Genomic DNA, 18,228 nt, shown 5'->3' with positions numbered 1-18,228 from the left:
CGATGTGGCGCGGTCACGGTGAACGTCCAAGTGGCCGTGCGGGCCACCGACATGGCCGACGGCCTCCACGACCCGGTGGTCGGCCCCCGGGCCCGCTCGCCCGCCGGGCGGCCGGAGCGGCACCCCGACCGCCGCCCCCCCCGAAGGCTCCACCGTGTACCGGGTGACGTCCTCACCACATGGTGCGGAACGCAGCGGAGGCCCCGCGGCCGTACGGGGTACCCGTGCTCCAACAGGGGGAGCACCAGGCACGCGTGGTCGAGGCGACGGCCGACAGCGCGCCGCACGCCGGGATGGCGGGCTGACGGCACATCACGGCAAGTCCGCGGGGGAGCGCCCAGGGAGCCCCGTCTCGGGCGATGTGTGCCGAGTCACGCACCTGAATGCCGCCCAAGTTGACTGCATCACAGCGGAAATGTCCTTTTGGCGTCCATGCTCGACACGGATGCCGGCGCCCGAAGGAGAGCGCAGCGGCATTTCCCCGGACGCGAAGCGCCAAGTGACCCATGGCGCGGTACTCGTGGCGCTCCCCCGCCCCGCATGCCCTGCACGCCCCGCACGTTCCAGCCAGTACGCCCCCATACGTCCCTGTAGAAAGGCGCGAACCGTGGCCGCTTACCTGTGCCCTCCCGCCGTGATTCACGGCGAGCACACCGTGGAGACCGACCAGATCGTGGCGGAAGTACGCGGCCGGCACCCACACGCGACGTGGGCACCCCGGATCGACGGCATCGCTGCCAGTACGGGCATCGAGTCCCGCGGGTGGATGCTGCCGCTGGAGACCGCCGTCGCCCCCGGCGACGGGAGCGGCGGCCTGGTGGCAGCCGGTGCCGGCCCGGCCCGGGAGGCGCTGGCCCGCGACGGGTTCGCCGAACAGGACGTGGACCGCGTGATCGCCGCCCTCGAGACGGTACCCGCGCCGCAGACCGTCCAGGAGCGCACCGCGCCCGCCTGGGAGGCCGTGCAGTCCTACGGCGAGCGTGCGGCACGCGGCGCCCTGCAGATCGCCGGGCTGGACGCCTCGGACGTCGACTGTCTGATCACCAGCAACTCCACCACCCCGGCGCTGCCGGGTCTGGACGTCGCCCTGGCCAACAGGCTTCCGCTCCGCAACGACGTGATGCTGCTGCCGGCCACGCAGTGGGCCTGCATAGCCGGGACCCGCTCCCTGGCGCTGGCGGCCGATCTCGTGGCCGCGGACCCCGACCGGGTCGTCCTGGTCGTGATCTCGGAGGCGCTGAGCACCACCTACCAGCCCGCGGACGACACTCTGGAGTCCCTGATCGTCCGGTTGCTGTTCGCGGACACCGCGGTCGCCGCGGTGGTCACGGGCCGCCGGCGGCCCGAGTCGGTGCTGCGGCTGGACACCGCCTGGAACCACACCCTGCCGGGCACCCAGCACCTGCACCGCCTGGAGACACGGTCGGACGGCACCCACTTCGTGATGGACCGGCGCGGGCCGCGCGCCGTACAGGAGACGGTGACGGCGATGTGGGAGTGGCTGCGTCTGCGCTACCGGGACGACCCCGGCTCCTGGCACCCCGACGTCCTGCTCGCGCACCCCGGCGGGACCCGGGTGCTGGAGTACATGGAGCAGACGATGCCCGACGCGTGGCCGTCGGGGCTGCTGGAGCACAGCCGGGACAGCTACACCAGCGGCAACCGCGGAGGCGCCGCCGTGTTCGACATCATGCGCAGGGCGCACGACGCCGGGCAGAAGCCGGGCGACCGGGCCGTCCTGTACGCGGCGGCACCGGGCCTCACGGCCACCGCCCTGGAAGGTGAGTGGCTGTAGCGCGAGCCCGCGCTACGACCGGTACCGGTGGCCGCCCGTACCACCGGTCACCGGCTCCACGGCCGGGTCGCGACCTTCGCCCAGACCACCTTGCCGGTGTCCGTCCAGCGCACTCCCCATCCGGTGGTGAGCCGGTGCACCACGTGCAGGCCACGGCCGCTGTCGTCGAGGAGCCCGCCGGAGCCCAGCCGAGGTCTGCCGTTGCCGGTGTCCCCCACCTCGCACAGCAGGCCGTGACCGGCCCGGATCAGCCGTACCGTGACGGGTCCGCCGGCGAAGCGGACGGCGTTGGTGACCAGCTCGCTGACCAGTAGCAGCACGCTGTCCCGGGTCTCGGCACTGCTGCGCCATTGCCGCAGCAGTGCCGAGACCAGCGTGCGGGCCCGGGCCGCCGCGTCGTCGCGGGCGGGCAGCCGCCAGGTCGCGGTGTCCCCCTTGCGGTAGCCGATCATGCGCGCGAGGAGCAGGGTCACGTCGTCGCGCCGGCGCGCCGGCGCCAGCGTGGCGACCACGTGCCGTGCGGCCTGCTGCAGGGCGTCCCAGGGGTGCACCGTGGCCACCGCGTCCGACAGCCGGCCGATGCCCTCGTCGATCGACAGGGCGGGATCCTCCACCAGGCCGTCGGTGTAGAGGGCGAGCAGGGAGCCCGGGGGCACGTCGAACGTGTGCACGTCGAACGGCTCCCGGAGCGCGAACTCGGCACCCAGGCCGGGATGGGGGCGGACCGCGAGCGGTCCGGCGGCTCCGTCCGGGGTCACCAGTACCGGGGGGAGGTGGCCGGCGCTGGACAGCGCCACCTGGTGGCTGACCGGGTCGTACACGGCGATGCAGCAGGTCGATCCGAGAGCGCTGTAGCCGGCCGCCAGCCCGGACTCCGCGTCGTCCAGCAGCGTCACCGTCTCGTCCAGGTGCTCCAGCACCTCGTCGGGCGCCAGCCCCGCGGAGAGCAGCGCGCGGGCCTCCATGCTCAGCTGCCCCATGGTCGCCGCGGCTCCCAGGCCGTGCCCGACGACGTCGCCGACCACCAGCGCGGTACGGCCGTCCGGCAGCGGGAAGCTGTTCACCCAGTCACCGCCGACGCCGGCGCTGTCGGGGGTGGCGGGCTGGTAGACGCTGGCGGTCTCGATGGTGTCGCCGCCGGCCCGCGGCAGCAGCCGGCGCTGCAACGCCAGCACCTGCGTGTGCTCGCGCTGGTGCTGACGGGCCAGGTCGACGTGGTGGGAGGTCCTGGCCACCAGTTCCTGGAGGTCGAACAGCTCGCTGTCGTGGAAGGGACGGTCCGCGCGCCGCCAGACCTCGGCCACCCCCAGCACGACGGGCGGTGTGCCGTCCAGGACCAGCGGTATGCAGGCGACACCCGCCGGCCGGTCACTGGGCACCAGGGCACGCACCAGTCGCGGGCTGCCGAGTACCCGCTCGATCGCCTCCCGGTCGGGTATGACGATGGCCTGGGCGGCGTCGTCACGCCGTATCGCCTGCGACAGCAGGCGACTGGCGTCCCGGGGAAGATCGTCGCCCGGAGTCAGATAGCCCTCGGGCCAGGCCCGGTCCGGTACCAGGGCCGCCCGCCGCAGCCGGATGCGCCCCGGCGCCTGATGGGCGACCCCCTCACCCGACCACACCGCGAAGTCGAGGTCGATGGCCGCCACGTCTCCCCAGGCCAGCAGGGATTCCGCCAGCGACTGCGCGGTCTCGCCGATGTCCAAAGAGGTGCCGATCGCGGTCTCGGCGGCGTACAGGTGCAGCCTTCTGGCCATGGCGATCAGGGAGACGGTCAGGCCCTCGTGGGGTGGCGCGGCGGCCAGGATGCTCATCGAGACGACCAGCTCCGACCCGTCGCCGCGCCGCAGTCGCTGGACCCGGGCGACGTGCGCGTCACCGGTCTCCAGGACCTGTCGCAACCGCCGCGTGACCGTCGGTACGTCCCCGGGAGGCAGGAGGTCGACGACAGGGGTCCCGATCACGGGGTCCAGCCCCGCGAAGACGGGGGCGTCCAGATTGCAGCGGGTGATCCTGAGGTCCCGGTCCAGGTTGACCACGCCGAGGATCTGCTCCTGACGGCGGGCCGTGGGGTTGGCGGGTCCCTGCCGGCGGGCGGTGCCCTCGTCCCCCGAGCCGGCGGAATCGGCGGCCGCTGCCGCTCCGCCGCGCGGGATGTACTTCCCCAAGGCACTGCTGACCAGGTCGAACGGCGACGAGGACGAGGACGAGGGTGTGGAGTCCATACGGCTCCCTCAGCTCGCTCACCAGCCCCGGCGCGGCGCCGGGGCCGTACCGGAACCCGTGCGACGGGACTCCGAGATTCCTGACCGCACACCTCATTCAATAACACCCGGGGCCGCATCGCCCACACCAGCCGAGCGCACGGAGCGGCCAACGGGGCGGCCAGGGCGACGGTCCGGCACACCGCATGCGTGCCGGACCTTCCGGTGTGCGGTTCAGGTGAGCCGGAGCAGTGGGGTGTCGCTGCCGAGGACGTCCCGGAGGGCCGGCACCTCCGTCCAGGTGAGACCGAGGGTGCGGGCGGCGTACCGGAGGGTGACGTGGTCGGCGCCGTCGGCCGCTTCACGGAGCGTCTTCACGGCCTCGTCCCGGCCGGGGAAGGCGGTCGCCTCGGCGCGATGGTGTCGCAGGGGTGTCCGGCCGGCTTCGTGCGCCAGCCCGTGAATGCCGGTCAGCCGGTGGGAGAGGCGGGCCGCCGCGTCCAGGGTCGCCGGGCGCTCGTCGACGAGGGCTCGTGCGACCGGGTTGTGGCCGATGGCCTCCTGGAGCGGCAGCGGGTACAGCCGTGGGGAGGCCTCCGTGAGGTGGATCGTGTCGCGGACGGTGCGGACGGTGCCGCGGGCGCCATGGATGGCGGCGGCCCACAGCGCGGACGCCTCGGAGGGGTGCCAGGCCAGTGCGGAGGCGGCTGCCGAGACCGCGCTCCGGCCGGGGACGAGGGGGTGGTGTCCGGTGAGGCGTTCCAGGAGGGCTTTCTCCGCGATCTCTCCGTCGAGGCCGGGGCCCGCGACATAGACGGTGGTGGGGATGCCGGCGAGGTGGCAGGCGGCGAGGGTGCAGGCATCCCCGAACGGGCTGCACAGGGCGGGCTCGTCACCGTGGGTGAGGATGTCGCCGCCGATGTCGATGACGCGGATCCGGCCGCCCGCGGCCGTGGCCATGGCCTCGATCTGCCGTGAGAGGGCGGAGAGCCCCTCGGTGGGGTCGAGCAGCAGCAGCCGGGCAGGCAGGTCCCTGGCGAGGCCGGGCATGGTGGATCCGGCCGGCGGGTGGGCACGGGTGGCGGGCGTGAATGCCGCGGCGCCGCCGGCTCCGCGGGCGAGCCCGGCGAAGTCCCGTACCCCGAGGGGCCTTGGGGTGGGGTCGACTTCGGGCCGCTCCCATGCGTAGGTGGCGATCAGCGGCGGGGCCGGGTCGACGGTGATGGTGCGGGCGGCGACGAGAGTGCCGATGGGGTCTCCGCCGCCACCGGCCGCGACGTACAGGTCGGTCATGCGGCTCCCTCGCGCAGGTCTATGCCGGTGATGCGTACGGGAGTCGCTCCCATGCTCCTGCGGGCGCGTTCGTTCGCCGCGTGGAGGTTTTCGTAGTACTCGCGGTCGAGGTCCTTGACGGGCTCGGAGTAGAACATCCAGGAGAGGATGTCGCGGTACTTGAAGCCCTTGGGGGTGAGCTGCACGCGCCGGCCCATGCGGTGGACGAGTCCGTTGGACTGCGCCGCGTCGAGGATCGGTTCGAACTCGTCGGCGTGCCGCTGGTAGCCGAAGCGGTCGAGTTCGGCGAGGTCGAGGTCGAAGGAGTCGAGGACGAGGCGCTTGCGGACGAGTTCTTCGCCGGTCAGTTCGAAGCCGGTGACGGCGGTGAGCTCGTGGTTCCGGGCCTTCTCGATGTAGTCGGCGACCTCGGCCGTCGAGGGCTTCACGCTGCCGGTCATGTAGTCGAGGACGCTGGTGTAGGAGCGGGCGCCGACGCCGAGACCGAGCAGGGGGACGCCGTGGAAGGTGAGTACCTTCTGGGCGTAGCCGCCGCGGCCGGGCCTCTTGTAGCGGACGGAGCCCTCCTGGACGTAGCCGTGCTCGAGGAAGACCTGGCGGGCGTAGTCGTAGCGGTCGTACAGCTCGGGCTGCCACATGTACTGGTAGGCGCCGGTCTTGGAGAACCAGGCGTCCGGCCGCACGGTGAGGAAGTAGGTGCTGATCGTGGTGGGCTGGAGTCTGGCCAGTTCGTCCACGCTGTGGCGCCAGGTTTCGGGGGTCTGTCCGGCGAAACCCATGATCAGGTCGGTGGACAGGTCCGGCAGGCCCAGCTCCTGTGCGGTGCGCAGGGCGCGGCGGATGACGTTCTCGTCCTCGCCGCCGCGGCCGGCTTCGCGGATCTCCCGGGGGACGAGGGACTGGATGCCGACGTTGGCGCGGGTGAGGCCCATGCCGATGAGGGCCTTGAACTCGTCGGGCTCGTCGGCGATGGAGGACGGGGTGGCCTCGACGGCGACCTCTTCGACGGTGGAGCGCCAGTTGGGGTAGACGCCGCCGATGGTGGCGAAGATCTGCTCGAAGTGGCGGGGCTTGAGCAGGGCGGGGGTGCCGCCGCCGATGTAGACGGTGCGCAGGCGCCGGGCCTGGATGATCTCGGCATGGTCCCGGATCTGGGTGCACAGGGCGTCGGTGTAGGCGTCGAAGACGTCCTCGTCGGTGCTGATGATCGTGTAGAGGTTGCAGAAGCCGCATTTGCGGTCGCAGAAGGGGACGTGCAGGTAGAGATTGAGTTCGGGGACCTGGTGGTTGGCGAGGTCCCCGGCCCACACCTCGGGGACGGTCCACTTGCCCTCCGGGAGGGGGCGGTAGGTGGAGCGGGGCGGGTAGGAGTACTGGTAGGGCGGGACGACACCCTGGTCGATGTAGTCGGCGAGCTGCTGGTTCAGGCTGGTCACGACGGTGCGTTCCCCGATCCGGTCGCGGGTGCGGATTGCCTTGCGTGACGATCCGATCACGGAACGCTTGTGCGGCTCCATGGGCCATGCGTACCAACTGCCAGGTGATTACTGATCAGTTGGCTGTACTTTGCTCCAAAACGCCGTGCCGCATGGTGAGTTGTTTTCGTCGATCAGGCTCATAGCCTCCGCGCTCGCCCTGCGGCTTTGCTGGTGGAATGACAATCGGTGCGGGCCCGCGCGGGCCGGGAGTACTGGTGATCGAGCCGATGGGGAACGCGGGGCGTTTCCTGGTCGAGGCCGCTGACCGGCTGGGGCTGCGCTTGTACGCGGCCACTCACAAGGACATCTACGACGGCTACCCGCTCTGGCTGCGCTCGGCGCTCGCGGGAGTGTGCGCGACGGATCTCGCGGACACCCAGAGGGCGCTGGGAGACATGGAGGCCTTCTGCCGGCGCCGTGCCCTCGCGGGTGTCGCCGCCTGCTTCGAGCTGTTCACGCCGCTCGTCGCGCTGCTCGCCGCGCGGGTCGGCCTGCCCGGCAACGACCCTCTGCTCGCGCGGGCGGCCAGGAACAAGGTCCTGATGGGGGAGGCGTTCGCGGCCGCCGGGATCCCCGCCCCCCGGTGGGCGGTCGTGCACGACGCAGCCGAGGCGCACCGGGTGGTCCGGGCGCGGGAGCTGGGCCGCCCGCTGGTGGTGAAGCCGGCGGAGCAGGGCGGCTCGTGGGGCGTCTCCGTGGCGGACGGCCCGGATCAGCTGGCCCGCGCGGTCGGCGCGGCCCGGCAGTACACGCACGCCCGCCCGCACGGCCTGAAGCTCGACACACGGGCTCTGGTGCAGGAGTACATCCCCGGGGAGGAGTACTCGTGCGAGACGGTGGTCGCGGACGGGGTGGCCTACCCTCTGCCGGTTGTCAGGAAGGACACCACCGAGGGCCGGTACCGGATCGAGACCGGGCACACCTGCCCCTCCGGTCTGGCACCGCCGCTCGCCAGGAGGGTGCAGCACATCGCGGCGCGGGCGGCGCTCGCCGTCGGCGTACGCAACGGGATCGCGCACACGGAGGTGAAGATCCCCCCGGGCACTCGGACGCCGTACGTGATCGAGACCGGAGCCCGCCTGCCGGGGGACAACCTGTGCGAGGTCGTCGAGGCCGCGACGGGCGTGCGGGAAGCCGTGGCCTACCTTCAGGCCGTACTCGGCCGGGTCCCCGACACCGTCGCCTCCCGTACGGACGCGGCGACGATCCGGTTCCTGCTGCCCGGGCACGGCGGCGTGCTGCGGCGGGCGGTCATCCCGAAGACGCCCGGCACGCACAGCGAGCTGCACCTTCGGCCCGGAGACACGGTGCCCGAGCCGACGGATTCGGCCTGCCGGATCGGGCACGTGGTGGCCCGCGCGGAAACGGTCGACCAGGCATGCGAGCTGGCCGGCCGGGTGACCGCCCGGTCCCGAGTGGAAGTGAGCTGAAAAGGTGCGGAGGATGGCGCGGAGGATGGCGTTCTTGCGGTCGGTGGGCATCCAGCGCGCCGACCCCTACATCCAGCAGGCCGTGAACGGGCTGGCGGCCGAAGGGATCGAGTCCGGGCTCTTCTGCACCAGTGGCAGCGCCGGCGACGACGACTTCCCCGGGTACCGGGAGCGGCTCGACCGTGAGGTGACGCCGCGGGAGCTCGCGGATGCGGTCGCCGCCTGGGGAGCGGATGCGGCGGTGTCGATTTCGCTGCCGTGCGAGAACGCGCTGCGTGATGCCGCGGCCAAGGCTCTCCTGGACGCCGTGGGCATCCCGACGATCATGACACCGCTCGCGGCGACGACGCTGCTGGTGGACAAATGGGAGACCAAGCGGCTCTGCGAGCAGGCCGGGCTGAAGGTGCCGGACGGGTTCCGTACCGACTCGGATCTGCTGGCGGGGCGGGGCCTGCCGGTGCCCGGCTACCGGGACGTGCTGCGCGTGCGGGCCGAACAGACCGGCTATCCGCTGATGTCGAAGCCCGTGTGGGACTCGACCAGCATGGGAATCCGCACGCTGCGCTCCCCCGCCGATCTGGACGCCTACCTCGCGTCCCCGCCGGAGGTGTCGGCGGTGGTGGAGCAGGTCGTCGAAGGCGACCTGTGCAGCGTGGACATCGTGGGGCGGCCCGGCTCCTACCGGGTTCTGCCGTTGTGCTGGACCGGACGCGCCGGGGCGGAGCCGGTGTTCACCTTCGCCGACCTGCGCTGGTGCGGGCCCCGCGCGGAGGCGGACGCCGCGTTCGTCGAAGTGGCCCGCGCCCTGGTCAGCCTGTGCGGGGGCCTGGGGGTGTGCGGGTCGGTCAACGTCGACATGGTCTACACCGGCGGCGAGTTCGTGATCCTGGAGATCAACCCGCGCATCGGCGGCGCCACCACCCTGTCGTGCGCCGCGTCGGGCACGAACACCTTCACTTCCCTCGCCCGCATGGCCCGCGGCCTTCCCGTCACCGGCGGCATGGTGCGACGGACCGGGTGGGCGATCGAATTCCTCGCCGGGGACCGCGTCCCCGCGGCGGCGGTGGCGAGGCTTCGGGAGCGCGTCGAGGTGGTCACCGTCCACGAGCTGGTCATCGACGGGGCGTCACGCGGCGACATCGTCGTGATCGCCCTCGCCGGCGGCGAGGAGGACAAGACCGTGAGGGCCCTGGCGGAGCTGCACGAGACGACCGGCTTCCCTTCGGCCCACGTCATGGGCAAGATCGGTTCCCTGCTGTGCCCGTGAGCGTGGTCCCGCCGGCCCGCCGCCGCCCCCGCACCGGCACCGGCACCGGCACCGGCACCGCGAACCGCCTCGGCGTGCCCGTGCTGCGGGGGCACGGCCTCTTCATCACCGGGAACCTGATCGACTCCGTCGGCAACGGCATGCTCCTGCCGCTGGGACTGCTGTACTTCACCGACGTGCAGGGCCTGCCGCCGGCGCGGGTGGGCGTGGCGATGACCGTGGGCCAGGCCATCGCCCTGCCGGTCACCTTCCTCGCCGGACGCCTCATGGACCGGGTGGGGCCGAAGCCGGTCGTGGTGTGGGCGAACGTCGTCTCCGCCGCCGGGTTCGCCCTCTTCCTCCTCGCGGAGGAGCTGTGGCACGTCGTCGGCGTGTACGTGCTCGTGCAGGCGGGGATCAACATGTACTTCACCGCGCAGCGCACCCTGATCACGCACGTCACCGCGGCCGAGGAGCGCCGGTCGTGGTTCGCGTTCACCGGCTCGCTGCGCAACATCGGCCTCGCGGCGGGGGCCGCCGTCGCGGCGGGGGCCCTGACGGTGTTCGGGAAAGGCTCACTGTGGTGGATGATCGCGGCTGACGCCGTGACCTACCTGCTGGCCGCCGTCTGCTTCGCCGCCCTCACCACCACTGCGCCGAAACCGGCGGACGCGCCGCCGAGCGCGCTGGTGACCCGGGCGGACAACACGCGTCGCTACCTGCTGCTCGTGGCCGTGAACATCCCCTACGTCCTCGCCCAGGCCCTCCTCGCCGTGCTCGTCGCCCTCTACACCACCCGCGCCCTGGGGCTTCCCGCGTCGGCGGCGAGCGCGCTGTTCGTCGTCAACACCGTCATCGTCTCCGGGTGTTCGACGGCGATCACCGCGCACGTGGCGCCGAAGGTCCCCCGCCGCGCCGTGGCGGCCGGGTACCTGATCATGGCCGCGGGGATGGCGGCGTTCGCGCTGCCCGCGCTGCCCCGCCTCGCCTTCACCGCCTGGGCGGCCCTCGTCGTCGCGATCACGCTGTTCAGCGTGGCCGAGATCCTTCTCGGCCCGGCGCTGAGCGAGCTGTCCGTGAGCCTCACCCCCGAGGCGGCCGGAGGCTTCACACAGGGCCTGTACCAGTTCTCCTGGGCCATCGGCATGGTCGCCGCTCCCGCCCTGTTCACCCTGCTGCTGGCGGCCGGGCCCCTCCTGCCGTGGAGCGTCGAGGCCGCCGCCTGCCTGATCGCCGTGCTCGCCGCGCCCGCTCTCAAGGCCCCCAACCGCCACCGCCGGAGGAAAGCCCGTTGATCACGAGCATCGTCGAGTCCCTGCGCGCCGTCCCCGCCGCCGAGTGGGAGCGCCTCGCCCGCCCGGCCGGCCTCTACCTCTCCCGCCGGTGGCTCCTCGGCGAAGAGCGGGACCCCACCGCCACGTGCGCGTACGCGCTGGTAAGGGACCGCAGGGGCACCCTGCTCGCCGCCACTCCCCTCTACCTGGTGCGGAACGAACCGAACGACTACTACGACCCCGGCACCGTGCTGCCCCCGCACCCGCGGCCCCGCGTGGTCGCCGGGGCGCGCCGCGGCTACCACAACACCCCGCTCACCGCCCCCGGCCTCGGAACCGAACGGCGAACCGCCTGCCTCGTCCTCCTCCGAGACGCCGCACGCCACTTCGCCGGCCGGCACGGCACGACGCACTGGTGGCCCTACCTCACCGCTCGGGCCACCACCCGCCTCGCCCACTTCTACCCGGAACGACCCTGCCACCTGCAAGACGACGCTTTTATCCCGCTGCCCGGCGCGGGTGTCGACGACTACATCGCCTCCCTGCCCTCGCGCCGCCGTGCCGGCATACGCCGCGAACGCCGTGCCTTCGCCGCGGCCGGGCTCGATGTGCGCCACCGGGTGCTCGCGGACTGCTGGGAGGAGGCCGGGGTCCTGCTCTCCGGACATCAGCGGGGCCACGGCCACGACCGGGACGGCGTCGACGCGATGACCGGGCTGCTGAAGCGTCAGGCGGCGGCGATGGGCAGCGAGGCGCGAGTGCTGTCCGCCCACGACGGGCAGCGGATGATCGGGCTCTGCCTGTACTACCACTACGGAGCCACGACATGGATCCGTGCGGTCGCCGTCGACCGCCGGCACCCGGCACCGCACCTGTACTTCAACCTGATGTACTACCTGCCCATCGAAGCCGGCTACGCCCACGGCACGACCGGCCTGCACGCGGGCATGACCACGATCGAGGCCAAGCGGCGACGCGGCGCCACGGTGTCCGGCCTGTACGCGCTGGTCGACCGGCACTGAAGGACCCCTCGGTACCACGGCCCGCCGACCTCACGGCGGGCCGCGTCGCTGGTGATCGAGGGCAGGCCCGGCACGGCCACGCCGGCCGGTGGGCTCCCGCGTCGACCGGTCGGCTCCCGCGTCGAGCCGGGCCGCCGTGGATGGCGGCGGAGACGGCGGTGGAGACGCCGCCGGGCCGGGTGTGCGCTGGGAGACGACGCGCTCCGGCAGCCGGCCGGGAAGCCCCGGTCGGCCCGGAGGTCCCCGGACCAACGGCGAACGTGCAGACGCGCAGGACGAGGACGCACCGCTCCCGACGGTCGCTCACGGGTGTCCCGCGGACTCTTCGCGGACCGCTCCCAGCCGCGCCTGCTCCTCCTCGACGATCTGGCGGGCCATCGCCGTGTCCGAAACGTCGACCGCGTCCGGCGTCGACTCGGCGACCACGCTGCGACGCGCGTACGCGTCGAACAGACGGGTCTTGTTCTTCAGCAGCTCCACCATCCGCTCGTCCACCCCGCGGGTGGCGAGCAGCCGGTGCACCCGGACCGGACGCAGCTGCCCCATGCGGTGGGCCCGCGCCACCGCCTGGTGCTCGATGGTCGGCTTGATCTGGGGCTCACAGATGATCACGACGGAGGCGGCCTGCATGTTGAGCCCCACCCCCGCTGCCTCGATCTGCGCCACCAGCACCGCGTGCCCCGGCACGGCGGCGAACTCGTCCACCAGCTGCTGACGGCGCGCGGGCGGCACACTTCCCGAGATCGGACCGAAGACCCGGCCGTCGCCCTTGCTCCGCGTGGCGTCCAGCGTGTCCTTCACCGCCGCGAGGACATCCCTGAAGTTGGAGAACACCACCACCTTCGACCCGTTCTCGGCGGCTTCCCCGACGATCTCGCACAGCCGGTTCAGCTTGGCCGACTTCTCGGGGCACGCGTACGCCGCTCTGCGCATCGCCATGAAATTGCCGGCGCGCACGGCCTCGCGGTAGGCGTCTTCGTCCGACGCGCTCAGCTCTTCCCACTCGTCCGTCTGCTGGAGCGCGGGCAGTTCGGTCAGAACGTCCTGCTGGTTGCGGCGCAGATAGACGGGGGCGACGGCCTTCCGGAAGGCCTGGGAGCCGGCCACACCGTCCCGGTCGCCGACAGCCTCCGCCAGGTGCGGCTGGAGAATCCGGACGAGGCTGCGAAACTCGTCGACCCGGTTCTCCATGGGCGTGCCGGTCATGAACAGAACGCGTTCGCAGTGCCCGGACCATTCGGTCACGGCCTGGGAGCGACGCGTCTTCGGATTCTTCACGTAGTGCGCCTCGTCCACCACCAGCATCCCCAGCTCGCCGCCTTTGGGGGCCGGGAAACCACGCAAGGCGTCGAAGGTGGTCACCCCTACGCCGCCCCGGCCCTTCCAGTCGGCGAACGCCTCCTGCCTGTCGGGTCCGTGAAGAGGCAGCACGCGCAGCCTGCTGCGGCCCTCGATCTCGCGCGTCCAGTTGATCAGGACGCTGGCCGGGCAGACGACCATGAAGTGGCTCTGCCCCTCGGCGGCGAGATGAGCCAGAGCGGCGATGGCCTGGATGGTCTTGCCGAGCCCCATCTCGTCGCCGAGGATCACCTTGCGTTGTGCCAGGGCGAAGCGGGCCCCGAAGGCTTGGTAGCCGCGCAGGGACACCCGCCGGTGAGTGTCGTCCAGCATCTGATCGCGGACCCGCTCGGCAACTTCGTCGGGCAGGAACCCCTCGGCGGCGGCGGTGTCGGGGCTGCGGCCGGAGATCTCCGCGAGCAGGCTGTAGTACTCGGCGGAACGCAGCTCGAAGTCGGCCCAGGCAGCGACCTCGGTCGAGGTACCGCGCAGCAGATCCACCGAGGCCTGCGCGAGCAGCTCCGGCACACCCTCCCGCGCTGCCTCCCCGGTCAGCCCGCGGACCTCCGCGACGGCCTCCAGTGCCCGAGTCCGCCTGGCCTGCCCCGCCAGCAGCATCCGCAGCCGCCCGGCGGCCGGCCTGGCCTCGGCCAGGAGCGGACCGAGCCGCTCCGAGAGAGCCGCCGCCGTGTCGACGGCGCGCCGCGCGTCGGGGCCCGCTTCCACCAGCACCCGCAGGGCCATGACGAGTGAGGTGGTTCGCGGCTCCGGCCGGTCCGCGTCGATGTGGACGGCGATGGTCTCCCGAACGGCAGCGGATATCTGACGCGCCGCCGCGATGACCTGATCGGCGGTCCGCTGTCCCACGCCAGGAATCTGCCGCAACCGGTAGGAACCGGCATCGAGTACCTGCCGGACCGTCCGGAGCCCGCCCCTCTCGACTTCCCCGAGTCTGAGCCGCCCTTCGGTGACCTCCTTCAAACGGGCCACCGGGATGGCGTCCAGCGCCCGTTCCGCCGCCGTGTCGCAGATCGGCTTCAGCGCCGCCCGAACCGCCTCGACAGCCCGCCCGTGATCACCGGCCACCGCCTGCGCCGCCTCGTACAGCCGCCCTCCCGCGGCAAGCGCCTCCCGCGCACTGCTCCCCATCCCGCCCCGGCCCCTTTCGCTGCGTCCCCGCATACTGCCACCGCCGGCCCCGGCACCGGCCGGGTGCCGGGACCGTGGCCAGGGCCTCGCGCGGCACTGGCGGCGCACTTGCCGGGGCCGGCCGAGCCCCGGTGAAGTCCGGCGACAGCGATCACGGGTGGCAGGTGGAAGGCGTCACGGAGACGATCCGGAAGTGCGGGCCGCGCTGCGTCGTGGGCGGCGCATGGTCCCCGGAACGGACAGCACCGACGGCCCGGACGTACTGCGCCACGGCGGCTGCCGCGGCTGTTCGGCGGGGTGCGGGCACCGTCTGACACGGCTCTCGCGCCGGCGACCGAACCGGCCCCGTTCCTCGCGCCTGTCCCCCGCGGCTCATCCGCCCTGCCCGGGACCGGCCGTGGCGGCCTGTTCCTCGCAGCTCTTGAGGAATGTCAGTTTGGACAGCCGGCTGCGCTCCGCCCGCACGTCCAGCCGCTTCAAGTGCTCCTCGACCAGGGACACGAGCCGGCCCATCTCCGAGTCCAGCAGGGCGTGGTCCGAGCCGTCGTGTACGCGCGTCTTGAGGTACTCGATCTCCGCCTGCCGCAGTCTGTGCCCCCCGGCCACTGTGACGTCGTCGATCTCGATACCGAAGCAATGCCCGGTTCCGGTGGACTCCAGGTTGACGTCGAAACGCGCCCTGACCAGCGTGGGCAGGCGGTGGAAGGAGTACGTGGGGTATTCACGCTCCAGGAATGCCCCGAGGTCGTCGCCCGGGATATCCAGATCGTGCCGGAAGGTCTTCTCGTGCCTGTAGGTCTTCCGTTCGGACGTCTTCATCTTCAGCACGTACCGGCCGTCCGGCATCTTCGCGAAGGCGAAGTAGCCGGCCTGTTCCCGGGGGCTGAGCACCTCGAAGGTGTCCTGTGTGAACTGCCAGCGGGTGAGTTCGTACCCGGGGTCGAGGAAGAACCCGGGGTACTGGCCCTCCTCGATGGCCGCGCACACGGCCTGCGCCACGGCCCAGATGCTGACCTCGTCGAGCAGATTGATCTTCTGCTCGATCTCGACCTCCGGTTCGAGGACTTCGAAGGCCCTGCCGTCGGACATGACCGGGTCGGCCAGCCGCGAGGAGTAGGTGAACGCCTCGGCGACCAGGTCGGACAGGGACGGGCCGGGGTCGTGCGTGAACCGGGCCACCCTGACGAAGACCAAGCCGGAGGCGCGCACCCGCGAGCACATCATGACCTCGGTGAGTCCCCCGGCGTCGGTGCTGTGCGTACGCAGCAGCATGAGGGGGGCCAGGCAGGTCAGGTCGTACCCGGCCAGGGCGGCAGCCGGCGCGCCGCCGCTCGAGCCGGTCAGTGCGGTTCCCGGGCCGAGACCCGCCCACACCGGACCGGCCGGGTCCGCGGCCGGCTGCACCGGCGTCTGCGTACCGCCGTCCAGCACGCGCAGGCCCAGGGTGACGGTGTCCGCCGGGCGCAGGTGCTCGGTGGCCCGCTGCGCCGCGTCCGGCTCGGGGGCGAGTTCGGCGGCTATGAGGGGGGTGTTCTTGCCTCCGAGCACCTGGTACTGCCGTGCGATGTCCCCCAGCACCAGGTGTCTGGTGACGGGAGTGGTCGTTGGCTCGGCGCCGGTTGCAGCGTGCATGGTGGGTCGCTCCTTCGGTCTTCCCGTGCGGGGTCGTGTGCGTCATGTGCGTCATATGCCGTGCTCGGCATGAGCGGACGCGGCGTCCGGCAGCGGCCGGGTCCGTCCGGGGCCGAGTCGCTCTTCTACGCGCTGCTTCCGCGGTTCCGGCGAACCTCACGCAGTATCTTCAGATAGAAGGCGACATAACTGTCCTCGGAATGCGCGGCATACCTTTTGGCAACCGGATGCCGTTGGGCCAGCCTGTTGATGGGCACCGCCATTGCCGCATGGTGCTCCACGTGGAAGTTGTTGCCATTGGTGAACCAGCGGCTGAACCTGCTTCCGCTGATCGTCCGAGTGTTCCTCATGACACTCGTGTCGCCGTCCAGATCGCACAGGACGTGCTCGGGCAGTTCCATGAAGAAGTGGATGGGGATCGAGAGCAGCAGCGGAAGCACCCACAGGAGAACCACGGCGCGTCCCTGCCCCAGGGCCACCGCGGCGCAGGCAACGAGCACCGCGATTCCGATGAGGCGGTACTCGTTCACGACCTGGCGTCTGGTGCGCTCACCGATCTGCCCCAGGGAGTAGCTCCAGTTGCCCGCGCAGCTGCGGAGCACGTCCGCGGCGACCCCGGCCAGCCGCGCGGGGCTCGCCGCGCCACGGAGCAGCGCGACCCAGGTCAGTGGCGCCCGGGTGTCGAATCCGAAGAACTCACTGTCCCGCGGGGTGCCGAGGTACTTGTGATGCTGCAGGTGTTGGACCCGGTAGTGACTGTAGGCCGACAGCAGAGGAAGCCCGAGCAGGACGCCGACCGGGCGGTGCACCGTGCTCTTGCGGAAGGCCGAATGGTGCAGACACTGGTGCTGTAGTTCCACCAGGTGGGTGTAGATGGCGGCGAGCAAGAGGACTCCGGCTGCTTGCGCCGGCCAGAACGGAGTCATCGCGAGTACGGCGCCGACGCAACAGATGACGAGCGCCGCCGCCAGTTTGCCCACAAAGACGAGTTCGTCCTTCCGGGACACGCGTGCCCGCTCGAACAGTATGTCCGGTAAAGCCTCGTGGGTGTCCACATCTCCCCCTGTCTCTTCTCGGGTTTTGCTACTGCCAGGCCACGGTCGTGCTGTCGACGTCGGTGCGGTAGATCTGACGCCCGGCCACCGAGTTGACGATGCAGGCGCTGCGCCACGCTGCGAGGGACAGCAGCGAGTCGTTGATGCCGTGGCCGGCCTGCGAAAATCCCTGCGCGTATATGTTCAGCCCTTCCGGCCCGTCGAATTTCACCGAGTAGTCGGCGTCGACCTCGAACCTGCCGTCGGTCATCGCCAGTTGTCCCTGTACCGGCTTGAGGTATTCCGGGCTCTGCCGGTGGTACCCGGTGCACAGGATGACGAGATCGGCGGGGACCACCTCGGCGGCCTCGCGATTCTCGTCGTACAGCGTCAACCGGTACTCGGCTCCGTCCTGCTCGAGTCCGACCGCGCGACGGGAGGTGAGTAGCCGGTGCCGCATTCCCGCCTGCGTCACATGGTCCAGGTGGTAGAGCCGCCGATAGATCCCGCCGAGCAGTTCGTCGGTGATCCCGTCCCCGCCCGCGTTGAGCTGCTCCGCGATCACCGCGGCCCGGCGCGCGGGCGGCAGACCGTGGAAGTAGCGGGCGTAAGAGGAGGAGAACCACTCGTTGGTGAACGGCGAATCGTCCAGCGGCGTGAAGCCGACCTTGCTGGAGGTCCAGGTGAGTGAGGAAGGCAGCCCGTGCTCGTCGGCGAGGAGATGGTTGACGACCTCGGCACCACTCTGCCCGGCCCCGATCACCACGACCCGGCGGCCCTTCCACTCGGGGCGGACGTGGGTGAGGTCGCTGCTGTGCAGCACGTCCCTTCCCCGGTACGGCTTCGCGAAGGACGGGAGTCCCGGTTCGGCACCCGAGCCGACGACGAGGTTGCGTGCGGTGTGGACCTCGCCGCCGTCGCAGGCCACCTGGAAGCGGTCGCCGGACACCGAGACGGAGTTGACCCGTGTTCCCCACCGCAGGGAGCTCAGCTGCGCCGCCGCCCACTGGTAGTACTGCTCGAACTCACGTCGCGAGCAGCTCAGGCCGTTGGCTTCCAGGAAGCGGAACGCCCTGCCCTTCTGGACGAGGAAATTGAGGAAGGAGAACTTGCTCGTCGGGTCGACCAGGGTGACCAGGTCCCTGAAGTAGGTGACGGTCAGCTGCGAGTCGGGGAGCATCAGTCCCGGATGCCACCGGAACCCGGGCTTGTCGTCCAGGAACAGCGTGCGCAGTTCTGGCAGTGGGTCGGTCTGGGCGGCGAGACTCAGATTCGCCGGGCCCACACCGATTCCGATGAGGTCGTAGTCAGGCATGGGCGATCACTCCCTGGG

Annotated in this window: 12 protein-coding genes; 5 read left to right on the top strand and 7 right to left on the bottom strand. The window is 71.5% G+C overall.

All coding sequences use genetic code 11. The annotated features are described in order from the left end of the window. Positions 1-607 precede the first annotated feature (607 nt). Entirely contained in the window at positions 608-1,795 is a 1,188-nt protein-coding gene (locus ACZ4V1_RS07415) for a beta-ketoacyl-[acyl-carrier-protein] synthase family protein (protein WP_468330690.1), read from the top strand. A gap of 47 nt (positions 1,796-1,842) precedes the next feature. Here the strand turns inward: ACZ4V1_RS07415 and ACZ4V1_RS07410 are convergent, their stop codons facing one another. From ACZ4V1_RS07410 to ACZ4V1_RS07400, 3 genes are all read right to left on the bottom strand, one after another. After that, positions 1,843-4,020, bottom strand: coding sequence for an ATP-binding SpoIIE family protein phosphatase (locus ACZ4V1_RS07410; RefSeq protein WP_468330687.1), 2,178 nt, complete (start codon positions 4,018-4,020; stop codon positions 1,843-1,845). A gap of 213 nt (positions 4,021-4,233) precedes the next feature. Beyond that, positions 4,234-5,292, bottom strand: coding sequence for a DUF1152 domain-containing protein (locus ACZ4V1_RS07405; RefSeq protein WP_468330684.1), 1,059 nt, complete (start codon positions 5,290-5,292; stop codon positions 4,234-4,236). Continuing rightward, positions 5,289-6,809, bottom strand: a complete 1,521-nt coding sequence (locus tag ACZ4V1_RS07400) for a coproporphyrinogen-III oxidase family protein (protein ID WP_468330681.1) — start codon at positions 6,807-6,809, stop codon at positions 5,289-5,291. Before ACZ4V1_RS07400 ends, ACZ4V1_RS07405 begins: the two co-directional genes overlap by 4 nt. Positions 6,810-6,946: 137 nt before the next feature. Here ACZ4V1_RS07400 and ACZ4V1_RS07395 point away from each other — a divergent pair, with 137 nt between their 5' ends. The 4 genes from ACZ4V1_RS07395 to ACZ4V1_RS07380 are packed head-to-tail and all read left to right on the top strand — an operon-like array spanning position 6,947 to position 11,742. Beyond that, positions 6,947-8,200 carry an ATP-grasp domain-containing protein gene (locus tag ACZ4V1_RS07395; RefSeq protein ID WP_468330678.1) on the top strand — a complete coding sequence of 418 codons (1,254 nt, stop codon included), beginning with the start codon at positions 6,947-6,949 and terminating at the stop codon, positions 8,198-8,200. Between the two features lie 25 nt (positions 8,201-8,225). Further along, positions 8,226-9,467, top strand: a complete 1,242-nt coding sequence (locus ACZ4V1_RS07390) for an ATP-grasp domain-containing protein (RefSeq protein WP_468330675.1) — start codon at positions 8,226-8,228, stop codon at positions 9,465-9,467. Next, positions 9,464-10,741, top strand: coding sequence for an MFS transporter (locus tag ACZ4V1_RS07385; protein WP_468330672.1), 1,278 nt, complete (start codon positions 9,464-9,466; stop codon positions 10,739-10,741). The genes ACZ4V1_RS07390 and ACZ4V1_RS07385 overlap by 4 nt, the downstream gene beginning before the upstream one ends. Further along, positions 10,738-11,742, top strand: coding sequence for a peptidogalycan biosysnthesis protein (locus tag ACZ4V1_RS07380; protein ID WP_468330669.1), 1,005 nt, complete (start codon positions 10,738-10,740; stop codon positions 11,740-11,742). Before ACZ4V1_RS07385 ends, ACZ4V1_RS07380 begins: the two co-directional genes overlap by 4 nt. A gap of 303 nt (positions 11,743-12,045) precedes the next feature. Here ACZ4V1_RS07380 and ACZ4V1_RS07375 read toward each other — a convergent pair whose 3' ends face one another. The 4 genes from ACZ4V1_RS07375 to ACZ4V1_RS07360 all read right to left on the bottom strand — a co-directional run bounded on the left by ACZ4V1_RS07375 (position 12,046) and on the right by ACZ4V1_RS07360 (position 18,210). Further along, on the bottom strand, positions 12,046-14,229 hold the full coding sequence (locus ACZ4V1_RS07375) for a DEAD/DEAH box helicase (RefSeq protein WP_468330666.1): 2,184 nt from the start codon (positions 14,227-14,229) through the stop codon (positions 12,046-12,048). A gap of 372 nt (positions 14,230-14,601) precedes the next feature. Further along, the gene (locus tag ACZ4V1_RS07370) at positions 14,602-15,861 is read right to left on the bottom strand and encodes a hypothetical protein (RefSeq protein ID WP_468330663.1); all 1,260 of its coding nucleotides are present in this window, start codon (positions 15,859-15,861) and stop codon (positions 14,602-14,604) included. 125 nt (positions 15,862-15,986) lie between these two features. Next, positions 15,987-16,916: a fatty acid desaturase family protein gene (locus tag ACZ4V1_RS07365; protein WP_468330660.1), complete on the bottom strand. Its 930-nt coding sequence runs from the start codon at positions 16,914-16,916 to the stop codon at positions 15,987-15,989. A gap of 28 nt (positions 16,917-16,944) precedes the next feature. After that, on the bottom strand, positions 16,945-18,210 hold the full coding sequence (locus ACZ4V1_RS07360) for a lysine N(6)-hydroxylase/L-ornithine N(5)-oxygenase family protein (protein ID WP_468330657.1): 1,266 nt from the start codon (positions 18,208-18,210) through the stop codon (positions 16,945-16,947). Positions 18,211-18,228 lie beyond the last annotated feature (18 nt).

The organism is Streptomyces sp. NPDC028991, from assembly GCF_055564775.1.
The sequence above is the reverse complement of the archived record's forward strand: the minus strand, read 5'-3'. Positions and strand labels throughout refer to the sequence as shown.